The organism is Streptomyces sp. NPDC001157, assembly GCF_053598255.1.
This window is the reverse complement of the sequence record NZ_JBSFJW010000028.1, coordinates 1-15183: the sequence shown is the minus strand read 5'-3', so window position 1 is coordinate 15183 and position 15183 is coordinate 1. Positions and strand designations below refer to the sequence as shown.

At 68.1% G+C, this 15183-nt stretch carries 14 protein-coding genes, 1 rRNA gene and 1 riboswitch; of the genes, 3 read left to right on the top strand and 12 right to left on the bottom strand.

Translation table 11 applies throughout. From position 1 onward, the window contains the following. Window positions 1-103: 103 nt before the first annotated feature. Both ACWDAG_RS34975 and ACWDAG_RS34970 read left to right on the top strand, forming a co-directional pair. Entirely contained in the window at window positions 104-499 is a 396-nt protein-coding gene (locus ACWDAG_RS34975) for a TOBE domain-containing protein (RefSeq protein WP_450699568.1), read from the top strand. 202 nt (window positions 500-701) lie between these two features. Next, window positions 702-1121 carry a TOBE domain-containing protein gene (locus ACWDAG_RS34970; protein ID WP_450699567.1) on the top strand — a complete coding sequence of 140 codons (420 nt, stop codon included), beginning with the start codon at window positions 702-704 and terminating at the stop codon, window positions 1119-1121. A 47-nt stretch (window positions 1122-1168) separates the two neighbouring features. Here the strand turns inward: ACWDAG_RS34970 and gcvP are convergent, their stop codons facing one another. Beyond that, window positions 1169-4054: an aminomethyl-transferring glycine dehydrogenase gene (gene gcvP / locus ACWDAG_RS34965; protein WP_450699566.1), complete on the bottom strand. Its 2886-nt coding sequence runs from the start codon at window positions 4052-4054 to the stop codon at window positions 1169-1171. Between the two features lie 176 nt (window positions 4055-4230). Then, window positions 4231-4326, bottom strand: a riboswitch (glycine riboswitch). 113 nt (window positions 4327-4439) lie between these two features. On the opposite strand from gcvP, the gene ACWDAG_RS34960 reads away from it, so the two are divergent. Beyond that, window positions 4440-4817, top strand: coding sequence for a PRC-barrel domain-containing protein (locus ACWDAG_RS34960; protein WP_450699565.1), 378 nt, complete (start codon window positions 4440-4442; stop codon window positions 4815-4817). A 54-nt stretch (window positions 4818-4871) separates the two neighbouring features. Here the strand turns inward: ACWDAG_RS34960 and ACWDAG_RS34955 are convergent, their stop codons facing one another. From ACWDAG_RS34955 to rrf, 11 genes are all read right to left on the bottom strand, one after another. Next, window positions 4872-6236, bottom strand: a complete 1365-nt coding sequence (locus ACWDAG_RS34955; RefSeq protein ID WP_450699564.1) for a DNA polymerase IV — start codon at window positions 6234-6236, stop codon at window positions 4872-4874. Between the two features lie 89 nt (window positions 6237-6325). Continuing rightward, entirely contained in the window at window positions 6326-7009 is a 684-nt protein-coding gene (locus ACWDAG_RS34950) for a MerR family transcriptional regulator (protein WP_450699563.1), read from the bottom strand. Between the two features lie 260 nt (window positions 7010-7269). Next, entirely contained in the window at window positions 7270-7743 is a 474-nt protein-coding gene (locus ACWDAG_RS34945) for a bifunctional nuclease family protein (protein ID WP_004002801.1), read from the bottom strand. A gap of 85 nt (window positions 7744-7828) precedes the next feature. After that, complete coding sequence (gene ftsR, locus ACWDAG_RS34940) at window positions 7829-8566, bottom strand: transcriptional regulator FtsR (RefSeq protein ID WP_450699562.1); 738 nt, start codon at window positions 8564-8566, stop codon at window positions 7829-7831. Between the two features lie 44 nt (window positions 8567-8610). Continuing rightward, window positions 8611-9516: an FHA domain-containing protein gene (locus tag ACWDAG_RS34935; protein WP_450699561.1), complete on the bottom strand. Its 906-nt coding sequence runs from the start codon at window positions 9514-9516 to the stop codon at window positions 8611-8613. Between the two features lie 61 nt (window positions 9517-9577). Next, a complete protein-coding gene (locus tag ACWDAG_RS34930) occupies window positions 9578-10414 on the bottom strand; it encodes a DUF881 domain-containing protein (RefSeq protein ID WP_450699560.1) in 837 nt (278 codons plus the stop codon). Window positions 10415-10419: 5 nt separating this feature from the next. Further along, window positions 10420-10752, bottom strand: a complete 333-nt coding sequence (locus ACWDAG_RS34925; RefSeq protein ID WP_003988855.1) for a small basic family protein — start codon at window positions 10750-10752, stop codon at window positions 10420-10422. Beyond that, on the bottom strand, window positions 10749-11654 hold the full coding sequence (locus ACWDAG_RS34920) for a DUF881 domain-containing protein (RefSeq protein WP_450699559.1): 906 nt from the start codon (window positions 11652-11654) through the stop codon (window positions 10749-10751). Before ACWDAG_RS34920 ends, ACWDAG_RS34925 begins: the two co-directional genes overlap by 4 nt. A gap of 107 nt (window positions 11655-11761) precedes the next feature. Beyond that, window positions 11762-14257, bottom strand: coding sequence for a sugar phosphate nucleotidyltransferase (locus tag ACWDAG_RS34915; protein ID WP_450699558.1), 2496 nt, complete (start codon window positions 14255-14257; stop codon window positions 11762-11764). 114 nt (window positions 14258-14371) lie between these two features. Further along, window positions 14372-14980 carry a CDP-alcohol phosphatidyltransferase family protein gene (locus ACWDAG_RS34910; protein ID WP_450699557.1) on the bottom strand — a complete coding sequence of 203 codons (609 nt, stop codon included), beginning with the start codon at window positions 14978-14980 and terminating at the stop codon, window positions 14372-14374. A gap of 108 nt (window positions 14981-15088) precedes the next feature. Beyond that, window positions 15089-15183 (bottom strand): 5S ribosomal RNA (gene rrf / locus ACWDAG_RS34905); the annotation flags it as partial.

Sequence of the window (15183 nt, the reverse complement as noted above, 5' to 3'; positions counted from 1 at the left end):
ATCCCCGACATCAAACTAACGCTATATCGCGTTACACCCAACACTCAACCCCACGCTCAACCCCACGTCCGCCACGGCCCGTTCCCGGCCCTATCGTGACCGCATGCAGAGCTACACAATCGGCCAGGCGGCACGGCTGCTCGGCGTGAGCCCGGACACCGCACGCCGCTGGGCGGACGCCGGCCGGGTCGCGACCCATCGCGACGAGGGCGGCCGACGACTCATCGACGGCCGGGACCTGGCCGCCTTCTCCGTCGAACTCGCCAAGGCGGGCGGCACCGAGGAGGAGACCTCCTACACCTCGGTCCGCAACGCCTTCCCCGGCATCGTCACCGCGATCAAGCTCGGTGACGTGGCGGCCCAGGTCGAGATCCAGGCCGGCCCGCACCGCCTGGTCTCACTGCTGACCCGCGAGGCCGTGGAGGAACTCGGCCTCGAGGTCGGCATGGAGGCCACCGCCCGGGTGAAGTCGACCAACGTGCACATCGACCGCACCTGACCCACAGACCACTCCCTCACCGCCGGCCACCTCCACCCGGACGACGAGTTGCCCCGTACACCGTCCGAGTCCCGCGCCCTGGCCACCGGCCCCGCCCGCCCCTGGCGCTGCGAGGGGGCCGACCTGGAGACCAGTAGTGCTCAAAGCGACGCATACACACGCGCACCCGGCATAACGCCCCCGTAGGACTACGGTGAGCCCCATGAGCCTGAGCATCCGCAACCAGATCCCCGGCACGGTCACCGCCATCACTCCTGGCGAGGCCATGGCCACCGTCAAGGTCCGCCTCACCGGCGGCCAGGACCTCACCGCGGCGATCACGCGCGAGTCCGCCGAGGAACTCGGCCTCGCCGCGGGCACCGCCGTACGCGCCCTGGTGAAGTCGACGGAGGTCTCCCTGGCCACAGCCCCGGTCGAGGGCCTGTCCATCCGCAACCAGTTGCCGGGCAGGGTCACCGACGTGACCACCGGCGGCGCGATGGCCTCCGTGAAGGTCGCCGTCGACGGCGGCGAACTGACCTCCGCGATCACCAAGGACGCCGTCACGGACCTCGCCCTGACCACCGGCACACCCGTCGTGGCCCTGATCAAGTCGACGGAGATCTCACTCGCGACGGCATAACGGGAAAGGGCCCCGCCGAAGCGGGGCCCTCCTCCACGACCGCTGCCTCAGTCGTCGTACGCGTCCAGCGGCGGGCACGAGCACACCAGGTTCCGGTCGCCGAAGGCCTGGTCGATCCGGCGCACCGGCGGCCAGTACTTGTCGGCGGCCGACACCCCGGCAGGGAAGACGGCCTCCTCACGCGAGTACGCGTGCTCCCATTCCCCGCCGAGCGCGGCGGCGGTGTGCGGCGCCCCCCGGAGCGGGTTGTCCTCGGCCGGCCACTCGCCCGCCCCGACCTTCTCGATCTCCGCACGGATGGCGATCATCGCCTCGCAGAACCGGTCCAGCTCGATCAGGTCCTCGGACTCGGTCGGCTCGATCATCAGCGTGCCGGCCACCGGGAACGACATCGTCGGCGCGTGGAAGCCGTAGTCGATGAGCCGCTTGGCCACGTCGTCGACGCTCACCCCGGTCGCCTTGGTCAGCGGCCGCAGATCGATGATGCACTCGTGCGCGACCAGCCCGCCCGGACCGGTGTAGAGCACCGGGTAGTGCGGCTCCAGCCGCTTGGCGATGTAGTTGGCGCTCAGCACAGCCACCTGCGTGGCCCGCTTCAGCCCCTCGCCGCCCATGAGCCGCACGTACGCCCACGAGATCGGCAGGATACCCGCGGAACCCCAGGGAGCCGCAGAGATCGGCCCGACGCCCGTCTCGGGGCCGGCCGCCGGCTGCATCGGGTGGTTCGGCAGGTACGGCGCAAGGTGCGCCCGCACACCGACGGGTCCGACGCCCGGACCGCCGCCACCGTGCGGGATGCAGAAGGTCTTGTGCAGGTTGAGGTGCGAGACGTCACCGCCGAAGTGCCCCGGCTTGGCAAGCCCCACAAGGGCGTTGAGGTTGGCGCCGTCGACGTACACCTGCCCGCCGGCCTCGTGCACCTGCGCGCAGATGTCGGCGACATGCTCCTCGAAGACACCGTGCGTGGAGGGGTACGTGATCATCAGCACCGCCAGCTCGTGGCGGTACTGCTCGATCTTCGCCCGCAGGTCCTCGACGTCGATCTCGCCGTCCTCGGCGGTCTTCACGACGACGACCTTCATCCCGGCCATCACGGCGCTGGCGGCGTTCGTACCGTGCGCGGACGACGGAATCAGACACACGGTCCGCTGCTCGTCCCCGTTGGCCCGGTGATATCCGCGTACGGCGAGCAGTCCGGCCAGCTCGCCCTGCGATCCGGCGTTGGGCTGCAGGGACACCTTGTCGTACCCGGTGACCTCGGCGAGCCGCTCCTCCAGCTCACGGATGAGCGTGAGGTAGCCCTGCGCCTGCTCGGCGGGTGCGAAGGGGTGCAGCTGCCCGAACTCGGGCCAGGTGACCGGCTCCATCTCGGTGGTCGCGTTGAGCTTCATGGTGCAGGAGCCCAGCGGGATCATGCCGCGGTCGAGTGCGTAGTCGCGGTCGGCGAGCCTGCGCAGGTAGCGGAGCATCGCGGTCTCGGAGCGGTGCTGCTGGAAGACCGGGTGGGTCAGGTAGTCGTCGGTGCGCAGCAGACCGGCGGGCAGGGAGTCCGCGGTCGCCGCGTCCAGCGCCTCGATGTCGCCCTCGACCCCGAACGCGGTCCACACGGCGCTCAGTTGGGCCCGCGCGGTGGTCTCGTCGCAGGCGATCGACACGTGGTCGGCGTCGACGAGGTGAAGGTTGACGCCGTTCTCCCGCGCGGCGGCCACCACCTCGGCGCCGCGGCCCGGCACCCGCACGGTGAGCGTGTCGAAGTAGGAACCGTGCACGACCTCGACACCACCGGCCTGAAGGCCCGCGGCAAGGATCGTGGCGTACCGGTGGGTGCGCCGCGCGATCGCCTTGAGCCCCTCCGGCCCGTGGTACACGGCGTACATCCCCGCCATGACGGCGAGCAGCACCTGGGCGGTGCAGATGTTGCTGGTGGCCTTCTCCCGCCGGATGTGCTGCTCACGGGTCTGCAGCGCGAGGCGGTACGCCTGGTGCCCGTCCGCGTCCACGGACACACCCACCAGCCGGCCGGGCAGGCTGCGCGCGAACTTCTCGTGCACGGCCATGTAGCCGGCGTGCGGCCCGCCGAAGCCCATCGGCACACCGAAGCGCTGCGTGGTCCCTACCGCGATGTCCGCGCCGAGCTCCCCGGGCGACTTCAGCAGCGTCAGCGCCAGCAGATCGGCGGCGACGGTGACCAGCGCACCGAGCTCGTGCGCCTGGTCGATGAGCGGCTTGATGTCGCGCACGACGCCGGAGGCGCCGGGGTACTGGACGAGCACGCCGTTGATCTCACGCCCGGCGACCTCGGCCGGAATGCCGTCGCTCAGGTCGGCGACCACGACCTCCACACCCGTCGGCTCGGCACGCGTCTCGATCACGGCGATGGTCTGCGGCAGCACGTCCGCGTCGATCAGGAACAGGCCCTTCTTGTTCCTGCCCATGCGCCGGGACAGCGCCATGGCCTCGGCTGCGGCCGTCCCCTCGTCGAGCAGCGAGGCACCGGAGGTGGGCAGCCCGGTCAGGTCGGCGACCATGGTCTGGAAGTTGAGCAGGGCCTCGAGCCGCCCCTGCGAGATCTCGGGCTGGTAGGGCGTGTAGGCCGTGTACCAGGCGGGATTCTCCATCACGTTGCGCAGGATGACGGGCGGAGTGAAGGTGCCGTAGTACCCGAGTCCGATCATGGAGTCGAGCACCTGGTTCCGGTCGGCGAGCGACCTCAGCTCGGCCAGCACCTCGGCCTCGGTACGCGCGCCCGGCAGCTCCAGCGCATCCGAGTTCTTGATCACATCCGGCACCGCGGCGGCGGTCAGCTCGTCCAGCGAGCCGTATCCGACGTGCGCGAGCATCTTGGCCCGTGCCTCATGATCAGGCCCTATGTGGCGCTGCTCGAACGGGATGCCCTGTTCGAGCTCGGAGAGCGGAATGCGATGGGCGGTCATTGCGGAGGCCTCCTGGTCTGACACGACCTGCGAGGGGCACCACGGCGCGGGTGCCCGGACGGCCTCCCCCTCTGTCATCTCAACCTGAGAGCTTCACCGGATCACCCGAGGGCGCCCGGCTTTCACCGTCGGTGAGAGCGGAAGCCGTCGACACCCGCCCTGCTTTCCAGAGTGACCTCGTCCGCGCGGTACGTGTGCCTGAGAGATTCCGGGGAGGATTTGCTCCTTCGGCGCCTCCGATGATGTCTGGAGGACTCTCCCGCACGGGGTCAGCAGCCGTTGTCAGCCTACCAGCGAGCGCAACAGTGGATCCTTCGAGTGGCCGCCATCACCAATGTGCTCTTTTGTAGTGCTTACGGATGAGTTGCGACCAAGTGGAGGGCCCGTGCAGACCGACATCGATCCGCGCAACCTGATCGGCCGCAAGGCGTTCGACCGCAACGGCACCAAGCTCGGCACCATCGACGAGGTCTACCTCGACGACGCGACCGGCGTGCCGGAGTGGGCGGCCATACGCACCGGCCTGTTCTCCCGGGACGCCTTCGTCCCCCTGGAACCCAGCGAACTGATCGAGGGCACCCTCCGCGTCCCCTACGACCGGTCCCTCATCAAGGATGCCCCCGACTTCGGCGTCGGCCGCCACCTGTCCCCCGAACAGGAACTCCAGCTCTACCACCACTACGGTCTGGACATCGCCGCTCCTTCCTCCTTCCCGGATCACGACTTCGGCAAGCTCGCGGGTACGGAGGACGCGGACGCCTAGCCCGACCCCTCGCACCGCGCGCGGCCCCCCGCGCGGACCGGCACCATCCCCCGGTCAGGCACCGACTCCCTGCACGGAGGCCCCGGGTCTCCCCGTCACCAACGGCAACGGGTCCGCCGGCTCCAGCTGAGGGTCATCGGTGCGAAACGTCCGCACCCGCCCCGGTCCCGAGTCCGGCGTCTCGAACCGCACGGTCACCCGCCCGAGCCCGCTTCCCTGCACCCACCCGTGCCCGAACTCGGCATGCCGCACATCGTGCCCCGCGGGCCACCGCCGCTCGACGACCACCTGCTGCTCCTCGACGGGCTCCTCGTCCGCCTCGTCCGCCGAATGATCCACGCCGTCCCCCGCGGCCTGCGCGAACAGATCCTCCTGCGTGTAGTCGGCCAGCCCGCTCACCCCGACCCCCAGCAGCCGCACACCCCCCGTCGTGTCCACCGAATCCAGCAGCCGGGCGGCAGCCTCCCGTACCACCGCCGGGTCATCCGTGGGCCCGCGCAGTGTCTCGGAACGAGTCAGCGTCGAGAAGTCGTAGCGCCGCACCTTCAGCACGATGGTCCGGCCTGAAAGGCCCGCACCACGCAGCCGCCGCACACACCGGTCCGCCAGCCGCTGCACCTCCAGCCCCACCCTCACCCGGTCGTGAATGTCCACGTCGTACGTGTCCTCGACCGACACCGACTTGGCCTCACGCTCGGCCACCACGGGCCGGTCGTCGTGCGCCAGTGCCATGGCGTACAACGCGTGCCCATGGGCCTTGCCCAGCAGCCGGACGAGCTCGTCCTCACCGGCCTCGGCGATCTCGTCGACCGTGGTGATTCCGGCCCGCCGCAGATGGTCCCCCGTGGCAGGCCCCACCCCTGGCAGCATCCGCACCGACATCGGTCCGAGCTTGGCCCGCTCGGTACCGGGCTCGACAAGCACCAGCCCGTTCGGTTTGGCCTCCTCGGAGGCGATCTTCGCGAGCATCTTGCAGGCGGCAAGGCCCACGGACCCGGTGAGCCCCGTATCCGCCCGTATGTCGGCGCGCAGCTTCTCCCCCACCAGCCGCGCCGACGCCGCGTCCCAGGCCGCCTCTCCGGCCTCCAGGTCCACGAAGGCCTCGTCCAGGCTCAGCGGCTCCACCAGCGGCGACAGCGAGTGCAGCAGCCCCATGACCTGCTCGCTGATCGACCGGTAGAACGCGAAGCGCGGCACCAGATACGCGGCGTTCGGTGCCAGCCGTCGCGCCTGCGCCATCGGCATCGCCGACCGCACCCCGAAGACCCGCGCCTCGTACGAAGCGGTGGCGACGACCCCGCGCGGCCCGAGCCCACCCACGATCACGGCTTTCCCGCGCAGACTCGGCTTGGATGCCTGCTCCGCCGAGGCGTAGAAGGCATCCATGTCGAGATGCAGGATCGTGGGCGCGTTTCTCACATCTCCGATGCTGCCCTACGCCACTGACAATGCCGTCCTACGACCTCCTACGGCCGCCGAAGCGCCCTGCGAAGCCGCAGCAGATGCGGTCAGACCGCCCGGTTCCGCCGTCGCGCCAGCTCGTCCGCCGGGTTGTGCCCGACGAGGGTCTCGCCGGTGTCGATCCGCTCGCCGTGCAGCTGCGAGAGCGCGCTGTCGACGTCCCGCCACACCACACCGACGGCGATCCCGAAGATCCCCTGCCCCCCCTGGAGCAGCGCATGGACCTCGTCGGGCGAGGTGCACTCGTAGACCGTGGCGCCGTCGCTCATCAGCGTCATGCGCTCCAGGTCCCGGAAGCCCCGCTCACGCAGGTGCACCACCGCGGTACGGATGTTCTGCAGCGACACCCCGGTGTCCAGGAACCGCTTGACGATCTTCAGGACGACGACGTCCCGGAAGCTGTAGAGCCGCTGCGTGCCCGACCCGTGGGCGGGCCGCACGCTCGGCTCGACGAGCCCGGTACGGGCCCAGTAGTCCAGTTGCCGGTAGGTGATGCCCGCGGCCGCGCAGGCCGTCGGACCGCGATAGCCGATCTGCTCGGACGCCATGGACGCCGCCCCTCCGCTGCTCGGCACGGCCGCCGGTCGCTGCGGAGCGTGATCGGCCGCGCTGCCGGAATGGGGGTCCCCCCAACTCGAACGAAGTTGAGAGCTTGGGGGAGGGTACGGACCGCTCTCCCCGAGACTGCGTCCGGGGCCACCCCCAGCCGTACCGTCGCCGCTGCTTCTCACGCCGACCTCCGTCCTTGACCTGCCATCTCGACGGTAGGCAGTCACCAGGGGTGCGTCAACGATCGCCACACTCGGCACGCCGAGTGATAATCACCCTAAGAGTGGTTTCCCGCACCCCACCGCGGGGAAAGGCTAGCCGAATGCGCTCGGATGGGGCCGCAGGACGCTCTCACTCGCCGTTGGCACTTGCCGGCATTTGAGCCGTGACCGGCGGCGAACCGGCCCGCCGCGGAGTCCGACTCCGCCGGGCCGACCACGCCTCACTGACTGCTTGTCCCGAAGTCCTCCGGCGAGATCTGGTCGAGGAACTCGCGGAACTTCTCCACCTCGTCCTCCTGCTCATCCGGGATCGCGATGCCTGCGTCGTCGAGCACGCCGTCGCTGCCGTAGATCGGCGTTCCGGTGCGCAGCGCCAGCGCTATGGCGTCGGACGGACGGGCACTGACTTCGACCCCGCTGGCGAAGACCAGCTCCGCATAGAAGACGCCCTCACGCAGATCCGTGATGCGTACTTCGGTCAGCTCCTGACCGACGGCCTCCAGCACGTCCTTGAACAGGTCGTGGGTCAGCGGTCGTGCGGGGGCCATGCCCTGCTGGGCGAAGGCAATGGCAGTCGCCTCCCCCGGCCCGATCCAGATGGGGAGGTAACGGTCGCCTCCCACTTCACGCAGGAGCACGATCGGTTGGTTGGAGGGCATTTCGACCCGGACACCTACGACATCGAGCTCGTTCACACAGCAACCCTAGGACCTGCCCGGGACGTTTGGGTAGTCGAGCCGAGAACGGGAGGCCGATCCGGCCTCCGCGAACACGCCGGACTCAGGGCAGCCGCACACCGAGCGCGGTCTGCACGAGGGCGGCGTGCAGCTTCACCGTGAGCGCAGCCAGCTCCTTCGTACGTGCCTCGGCATGCGCCCTGGTCTGCGGATTGCGATGGCGCTTCAGCGGGGCCACCACCTGGTCCACGAGCCCGGCCTCACGGTCGGCGGCCGCCTTCATGGCCCTGAGGTGCCTCGGTTCGATCCCGAACCGCCCGAGCTCCACGACGAGCGAAGCCACGGTCACCGTCTCCGCGTCGTACGCCCCGTCCGGCAGTGGCGCGACCAGGCCGTACGACTCCCACTCCGCGAGTTCCTGCTCGCCGATCCCGGCGGCCGCGAGCAGCTCCGCCCGTCCGATCCGAGCCGCGGTGGGCCCCTCGGGTACATCGAGGAGGGCCTCGCCGTCCCGCTGGCGTCCCACGACGGGCAGCGGGACCGCCTCACCGCGCTCCATGGCGTCCAGATGCTCGCGGATCACCTTCAGAGGCAGATAGTGGTCCCGCTGCATCCTCAGCACATGGCCGAGGCGCTCGACATCGCCCTCGCTGAACTTGCGATACCCCGAGGGGGTGCGTTGCGGCTCGATGAGCCCTTCCGACTCCAGGAAGCGGATCTTGGAGATCGTGACTTCGGGGAACTCGTCGCGCAGCACGTTCAGCACCGTGCCGATGCTCATCAGACCGCTGTCCGTGCCGGCGGTGCCGGGCACGGCACCGCCGCTCGGTGTTCGAAGCATGGGCATTCCCTTGGGGTCCCCCCGGGCGGGGTCTGGGGGAAGGGTCAGTAGCCCCGCTGGCTTGCGTAGAAGACCAGCCGGTACTTTCCGATCTGCACCTCGTCACCGTTGTTCAGAGCGACCTGGTCGATCCGCTCGCGGTTGACGTACGTGCCGTTCAAACTGCCCACGTCGGCCACCGTGAACGAGCCGTCCGCGCCACGGCGGAACTCCACATGCCGACGCGAGACCGTCACGTCGTCCAGGAAGATGTCGCTCTGCGGATGACGCCCGGCCGTGGTCAGGTCACCGTCCAGCAAGAAGCGGCTGCCCGAGTTGGGCCCGCGGCGCACGACCAGGAGCGCGGAGCCCAGCGGCAGCGCGTCGACCGCCGCCTGTGCCTCAGGGGAGAGCGCCGGCATCTGCGTCTGACCGGTGACCTCGGCGTCGTAGGCCTCAAGGCCGGAAATCGAGATCGTGGACGTCGTCTCGGACGGCCGCTCGGCCGCGCCGCCGGTCCGCAGCGGAGCGCCACAGTTGGAGCAGAAGCGGCTGTTCTCCGCGTTGCGGTTACCGCACCTCGTACACACCAGGGCCGACATAGGGGAAAACCCTCCACCCGTACTTGAGGTTGACGGTTGCCCGAAACCTATGCCGCCGGACTGCGCAGGGTCAACAGACGGCGCGCCCTGACCTCCGTGAATGTCACCACCCGGACCAGGGACCTGGTCCCGGAACAGCGGGCGCTGGCCCTCTGCATCGGGCTGTGCGCGATGACGAGCGGTCGCGTTGTCGCTACCCTCTCGCGCGCTCTTGCCGAACAACTTCGCAAACAACTTCACGGGCGATTCCCCTTGACCGAAACAGACCCGCCCGTGGGGCAGGACGAACCCTGATTGCATACACCGGCCGACCCGGACATCCTCACAACGTCCGTATCCACCAGACAGTTTCCACCACGCACCACCCATTCGGTGCGCCGACCCCCCGCAACCTCATGCCCTCGCCGGACGTCGCCCATGCACCGCCTGTTCACTGGGAGGACGACCGAGCGTAGTCAGGCTGCTTCGCCGCTCGCAAGGCGTCCACGACGATCTTGTTCGACCGCTCGACGGCAACGGTGGCCTGCTCCTTCTCCAGAGTCTGCACCACGCCTCCAGGGATGTTGAGCGCCGGTTCGAGGTCCTCCGGCTTGCCGATGACCTTGAAACGAAACGGAGCGTTGATCTTGTTCCCGTCGACGCTCACGCTCTTGCCGGAGTCGGTGAGGTAGGTGTTGGCGACGACGCGCACGTCGTTCACCTGGATCGCCTCCGCTCCGGCCGCACGCAGCTCCTGGATCGCGTCGAGCAACATGTCCGCCTGGACCGTCCCCTTCTTGTCCTCGATGGTCATCGTGATGCCGGGACCCTGCGCGGCCACCGTGCCCGCCAGAATGCCGAGTTGCTTCTCCTTCTCGACCGTCTGCTTGCGGGCCTCCTCGGCCTGGTCGGAGCTGTTCTCCAGCTCGTCGCGCTGCTTCTCCAGTCCCTGCTTCTCGTCCTCAAGACGCTGTGTACGGTCGTCGAGTTCATCCAGGATGCGAACGAGATCTTCCTGACGCGCGCCACGCAGGGCGCTGTCGCTGTTGCTGTTCGAAGCCACCTGGACGGCCAGGCCGAAGCCGAGGCCGAACAGCAGGACGGCGACGATGAGTTGGGCGCGCGTGAGGCGCGGCGGCCACAGGCCCTTCACCAGCCGCTGCCGCCCGGTGAGAGAAGGCTGCTGCTGCTTCTCGGGAGCGGTCGTCACCTCGGGCTCCGTCGCGGGAACCTCCTCCGGAAGTTCCTTGCGGAGCCTGTTCTGCGGCGTCTCTTCGTTGTCGCTCATCGGCCTCACGCCCGGAAGACGTGCCGACGGATCGCCGCGGCGTTCGAGAAGATGCGGATCCCGAGGACCACGACGACACCGGTGGACAGCTGGGCGCCCACACCCAACTTGTCGCCCAGGAACACGATCAACGCGGCCACGACCACGTTGGACAGGAACGACACCACGAACACCTTGTCGTCGAAGATCCCGTCGAGCATGGCCCGCAGCCCACCGAAGACGGCGTCGAGCGCCGCGACGACGGCGATCGGCAGGTAAGGCTCGACGACCGCCGGAACCTCAGGCCGGACCAACAGGCCGGCCACGACTCCCACTACGAGGCCCAGTACGGCGATCACGATGTGCCCTTCTCAGTCTTCTCGGTCTTCGGCTGTGCTGTACGTACGATCACACTCGGTGCGGCAGGCAGCCGGAGGTCGCCTGCCACGGAGATGCTGGTCCGGATGCCGTAGGTCTCCTGCAGGGCGTGCAGATACAGCCCGTCGGCACTGTCCTGGAACCTGCTGCTCAGCTGCTTGCCGTTCCCCACGGCCAGCACGGTATAGGGGGGAACCAGCGGCTTGTTGTCGACCAGTATCGCGTCCCCCGCGGCCCTGATCGCCGAAAGCGCCGTCAGCCGCTGCCCATTGATCGAAACGGCCTCGGCCCCCGACTCCCACAGCCCGTTGACCACACGCTGCATGTCGCGGTCCCGCACTCGACCGGTGTCGGAGAAGTCCGAGGTCTCGCGCGGATTGCCGTTGCCACCGCTGGTGGCTTCCTTGGCGTCGTTCACGACCAGCTTCACGCCGGGACCGTGCACCTCGACGGCGCCCGACAAAATCCCCACCAGCTCCGACTGATCTCCGCTGCCGCCCTTCTTGAGGGCCTCCCGCTGGCGCGCACTCACATCGTCGCGCAACTTGTCGACGGAGCCCTCGAGCTTGTCCGCCGCCGTGGTCTCCCGGTCGATGCGGTTGATCAGTTCCTCGCGCTCCTTGGCGACGACGGGAGCCGCCACCCGAGCCTGTGCCGCTCCGACGGTCACGACGAGCGCCGCGAGCACCAGCCCGGCGGCCAGGCCGAGCCTGGCCCTGAGGGTCTTCGGCAGGGCGCCGTCGCCCGCGGCCTTCTTCCTGGCGGCCGCCTCGGCGTAGCCGTCGTCCAGGCTGTGGTCCATGACGTTGGTGAGCAGCGACATGGAAGCGTCCGGACGCGAGGGGCGCGTGGGTGTGCTCCGAACGGGGGGCTGCTGCGGCATGCCGCACATCGTCGCATGTCGCGACCACTACCTCCGAATGGCCCCACCGGCGTGCCGGACGGGCCCCCTCGGGGACACCTGTCCGGCACGCGCGCGTGCTGCGATTTTCAGCGGCCGGCGCTGTCCACGACCGCCGACCACTCGTCGAGCAAGGCCTGGGCGGAGGCGTCGTCGGGCCCCTCCGCCCACAGGTGGGTGACCGCCTCGGCCGGGTCGGGCAGCACCATCACCCAGCGTCCGTCGGTCTCCACCACCCGCACACCGTCGGTGGTGTCCACGAAGCGGTCTCCGGCCGCCTCGACCACGCGCCGCATCACGAGTCCCTTGACGGCCCAGGGAGTCGCGAGATCCCGCTTGAGGACGTGTGCCCGCGGAATCCGGGCATCGATCTGGCTGAGCGTGAGCTGCGTCCGCGCCACCAGACCGATCAACCGTACGAAGGCCGCCGTACCGTCGAAGACACTGCTGAACTCGGGGACGATGAAGCCGCCCTTGCCGTCACCGCCGAAGATCGTCGAGTCGTCGCCTCCGACCCTTGTCAGGTCATCGGGCGAGGTCGTCGTCCACTCCACCTGCGTTCCGTGGTACGCCGCCACCTGCTCGGCGATCCTCGTCGTGGTCACCGGCAGCGCCACCCGCCCACTGCGCCGCTCGGCGGCCACCAGATCCAGCATGACGAGCAGCGCCCGGTCGTCCTCGACGATCCGCCCCTTCTCGTCGACCAGCGACAAGCGCTCGCCGACCGGGTCGAACCGCACCCCGAAGGCGGCCCGCGACGACGCCACGATCTCACCGAGCCGCACCAGCCCCGACCGCCGCACATCGGCGGACTCCGTGGGCCGCGACTCGTCGAGCCCTGGATTGATGGTCAGCGAGTCCACACCGAGCTTGCCGAGCAGGCTGGGCAGGACAAGCCCGGCGCTGCCGTTCGACGCGTCGACGACGACCTTCAGTCCGGACTCGCTGATCCCTGTCGTGTCGACATTGCGCAAGAGCGAGCCGGTATAAGAGTCGAAGACGCTGGCGGGGAAGTGCAGGTCGCCGATCTCCCCAGGGAACGCACGCCGGTACTCCTGCCGCGCGAACACCCGGTCCAGCTTTCGCTGGCTGCCCTGCGACAGATCGGCACCGTTCCCGTCGAAGAACATGATGTCCACGGAGTCCGGCACCCCGGGCGTGGTCCGGATCATGATCCCGCCGGCGCTGCCGCGAGCCGTCTGCTGCCGGGCAACGGGCAGCGGTACGTTCTCCAGGTCCCGTACGTCGATGGCGCTGGCCTGCAGGGCGGAGATGACCGCCCGCTTCAGCGCACGAGCGCCACGGGAGTGGTCGCGGGCCGTGGTGACGGTGGAGCCCTTCTTCAGAGTCGTCGCGTAGGCACCGGCCAGACGCACCGCGAGCTCGGGCGTGATCTCAACGTTCAAGATGCCGGACACCCCGCGCGCGCCGAACAGATGCGCCTGGCCCCTGGACTCCCAGATGACCGAGGTGTTGACGAACGCACCGGCCTCGATGGTCTTGAACGGGTAGACCCGTACATTGCCCTGAACGATCGATTCTTCACCGATGAGACACTCGTCGCCGATGACCGCGCCGTCCTCGATCCGTGCGGCACGCATGATGTCGGTGTTCTTTCCGACGACGCAGCCACGCAGATTGCTGTGCTGCCCCACGTATACGTTGTCGTGCACAACGGCCTTGTGGAGAAACGCACCGCTCTTCACCACGACGTTCGAGCCCACGACAGTGTGTTCACGGATTTCGGCACCGGCTTCGACCTTGGCGTAGTCGCCGATGTAGAGCGGGCCGCGCAGTACGGCGTCAGGATGTACCTCGGCGCCCTCTGCCACCCACACACCCGGGGAAATCTCGAACCCGTCGATCTCGACGTCGACCTTGCCCTCCAGGACGTCGGCCTGAGCCTTCACATAGCTCTCGTGTGTGCCGACGTCCTCCCAGTAGCCCTCCGCGACATAGCCGTAGATCGGCTTGCCCTCCTTCATCAGCTGCGGAAAGACATCCCCGGACCAGTCCACGGGCACATCGGGCTCGACATAGTCGAAGACTTCGGGCTCCATCACATAGATGCCCGTGTTCACCGTGTCGGAGAAGACCTGTCCCCAGGTGGGCTTCTCAAGGAAGCGCTCAACCTTTCCCTCTTCGTCGACGATCGTGATACCGAATTCCAGCGGATTCGGCACACGCGTCAGACAAACAGTGACGAGCGCACCCTTTTCCTTGTGGAAGTTGATCAGCTCGGTGAGGTCGAAGTCGGTCAGCGCATCACCGGAGATGACAAGGAAAGCATCGTCCTTCAACGCCTCTTCGGCATTCTTGACGCTTCCTGCGGTACCGAGTGGCTTCTCCTCGTTGGCATAGGAGAGCTCCATTCCGAGCTCTTCGCCGTCACCGAAGTAGTTCTTGACCAAGGAGGCCAGGAACTGGACAGTTACGACGGTCTCGTTCAGCCCATGCCTTTTGAGCAGCCGTAGCACATGCTCCATGATCGGGCGGTTGGCCACGGGCAGGAGCGGCTTGGGCATGCTTGAGGTCATGGGGCGAAGGCGTGTGCCTTCACCTCCGGCCATCACGACGGCCTTCATGTCGGAAGCGTCCTCCTCAATGAGACGACGGTCTAGCCGACTTCACCCGTCAGATTGTCCCGCACTTTTCCGCCGAGGGCCATCGAGCCGCTTCGGCCGCAGCAATCGGCGAGTTCAATCGGCCATGGCGTCCGCACGGACCAGGCGGCGGACTTGTACCACGTAGAGGACTCCTGCCCACCAGTAGAGCGTTGTACCCCATCCAGCGAACGCCCATCCGAAAATAGCAGCGAGTGACGAGATCCATCCACTTCCGTCACTGAGCAGGAGCAACGGGAAGGCGTACATCAGGTTGAAGGTGGCCGCCTTCCCCAGAAAGTTCACCTGCGGCGGCGGATAGCCATGCCGCCGGAGGATGCCCACCATCACCAGCAGGACGAGCTCGCGTGCCAGAAGTACAGCGGTCAACCAGACTGGCAGAATCTCGCGCCAGGTGAGGCCGACCAACGTCGAGAGAATGTAGAGCCGGTCAGCCGCAGGGTCGAGCAGCCGGCCAAGACTGCTGATCTGGTTCCAACGCCGCGCGAGCTTGCCGTCCAGGTAGTCACTGACTCCGCTAAGAGCCAGCACCAGCAGCGCCCACCCGTCACTCTTCGGGCCTCCGAACTCAGGCCTGAGAATCAGCCACAGAAAGACCGGCACGCCGACGAGACGCGCCATGCTGAGGATGTTAGGGATGGTGAGGACCCGGTCCGTCTGGACGCGGGTCTCCTGGACCTCCACCCGGGGGCCTCCTGTGGGAAACGTGCCAACGATGCCTCCTGACCTTACCTCAACGCAAAAAAGCTCTGGCTCTTGGACTGTTGCCCAAGAGCCAGAGCTCTAAAAGGAGTTCGGCGGCGTCCTACTCTCCCACAGGGTCCCCCCTGCAGTACCATCGGCGCTGTAAGGCTTAGCTTCCGGGTTCGGAATGTAACCGGGCGTTT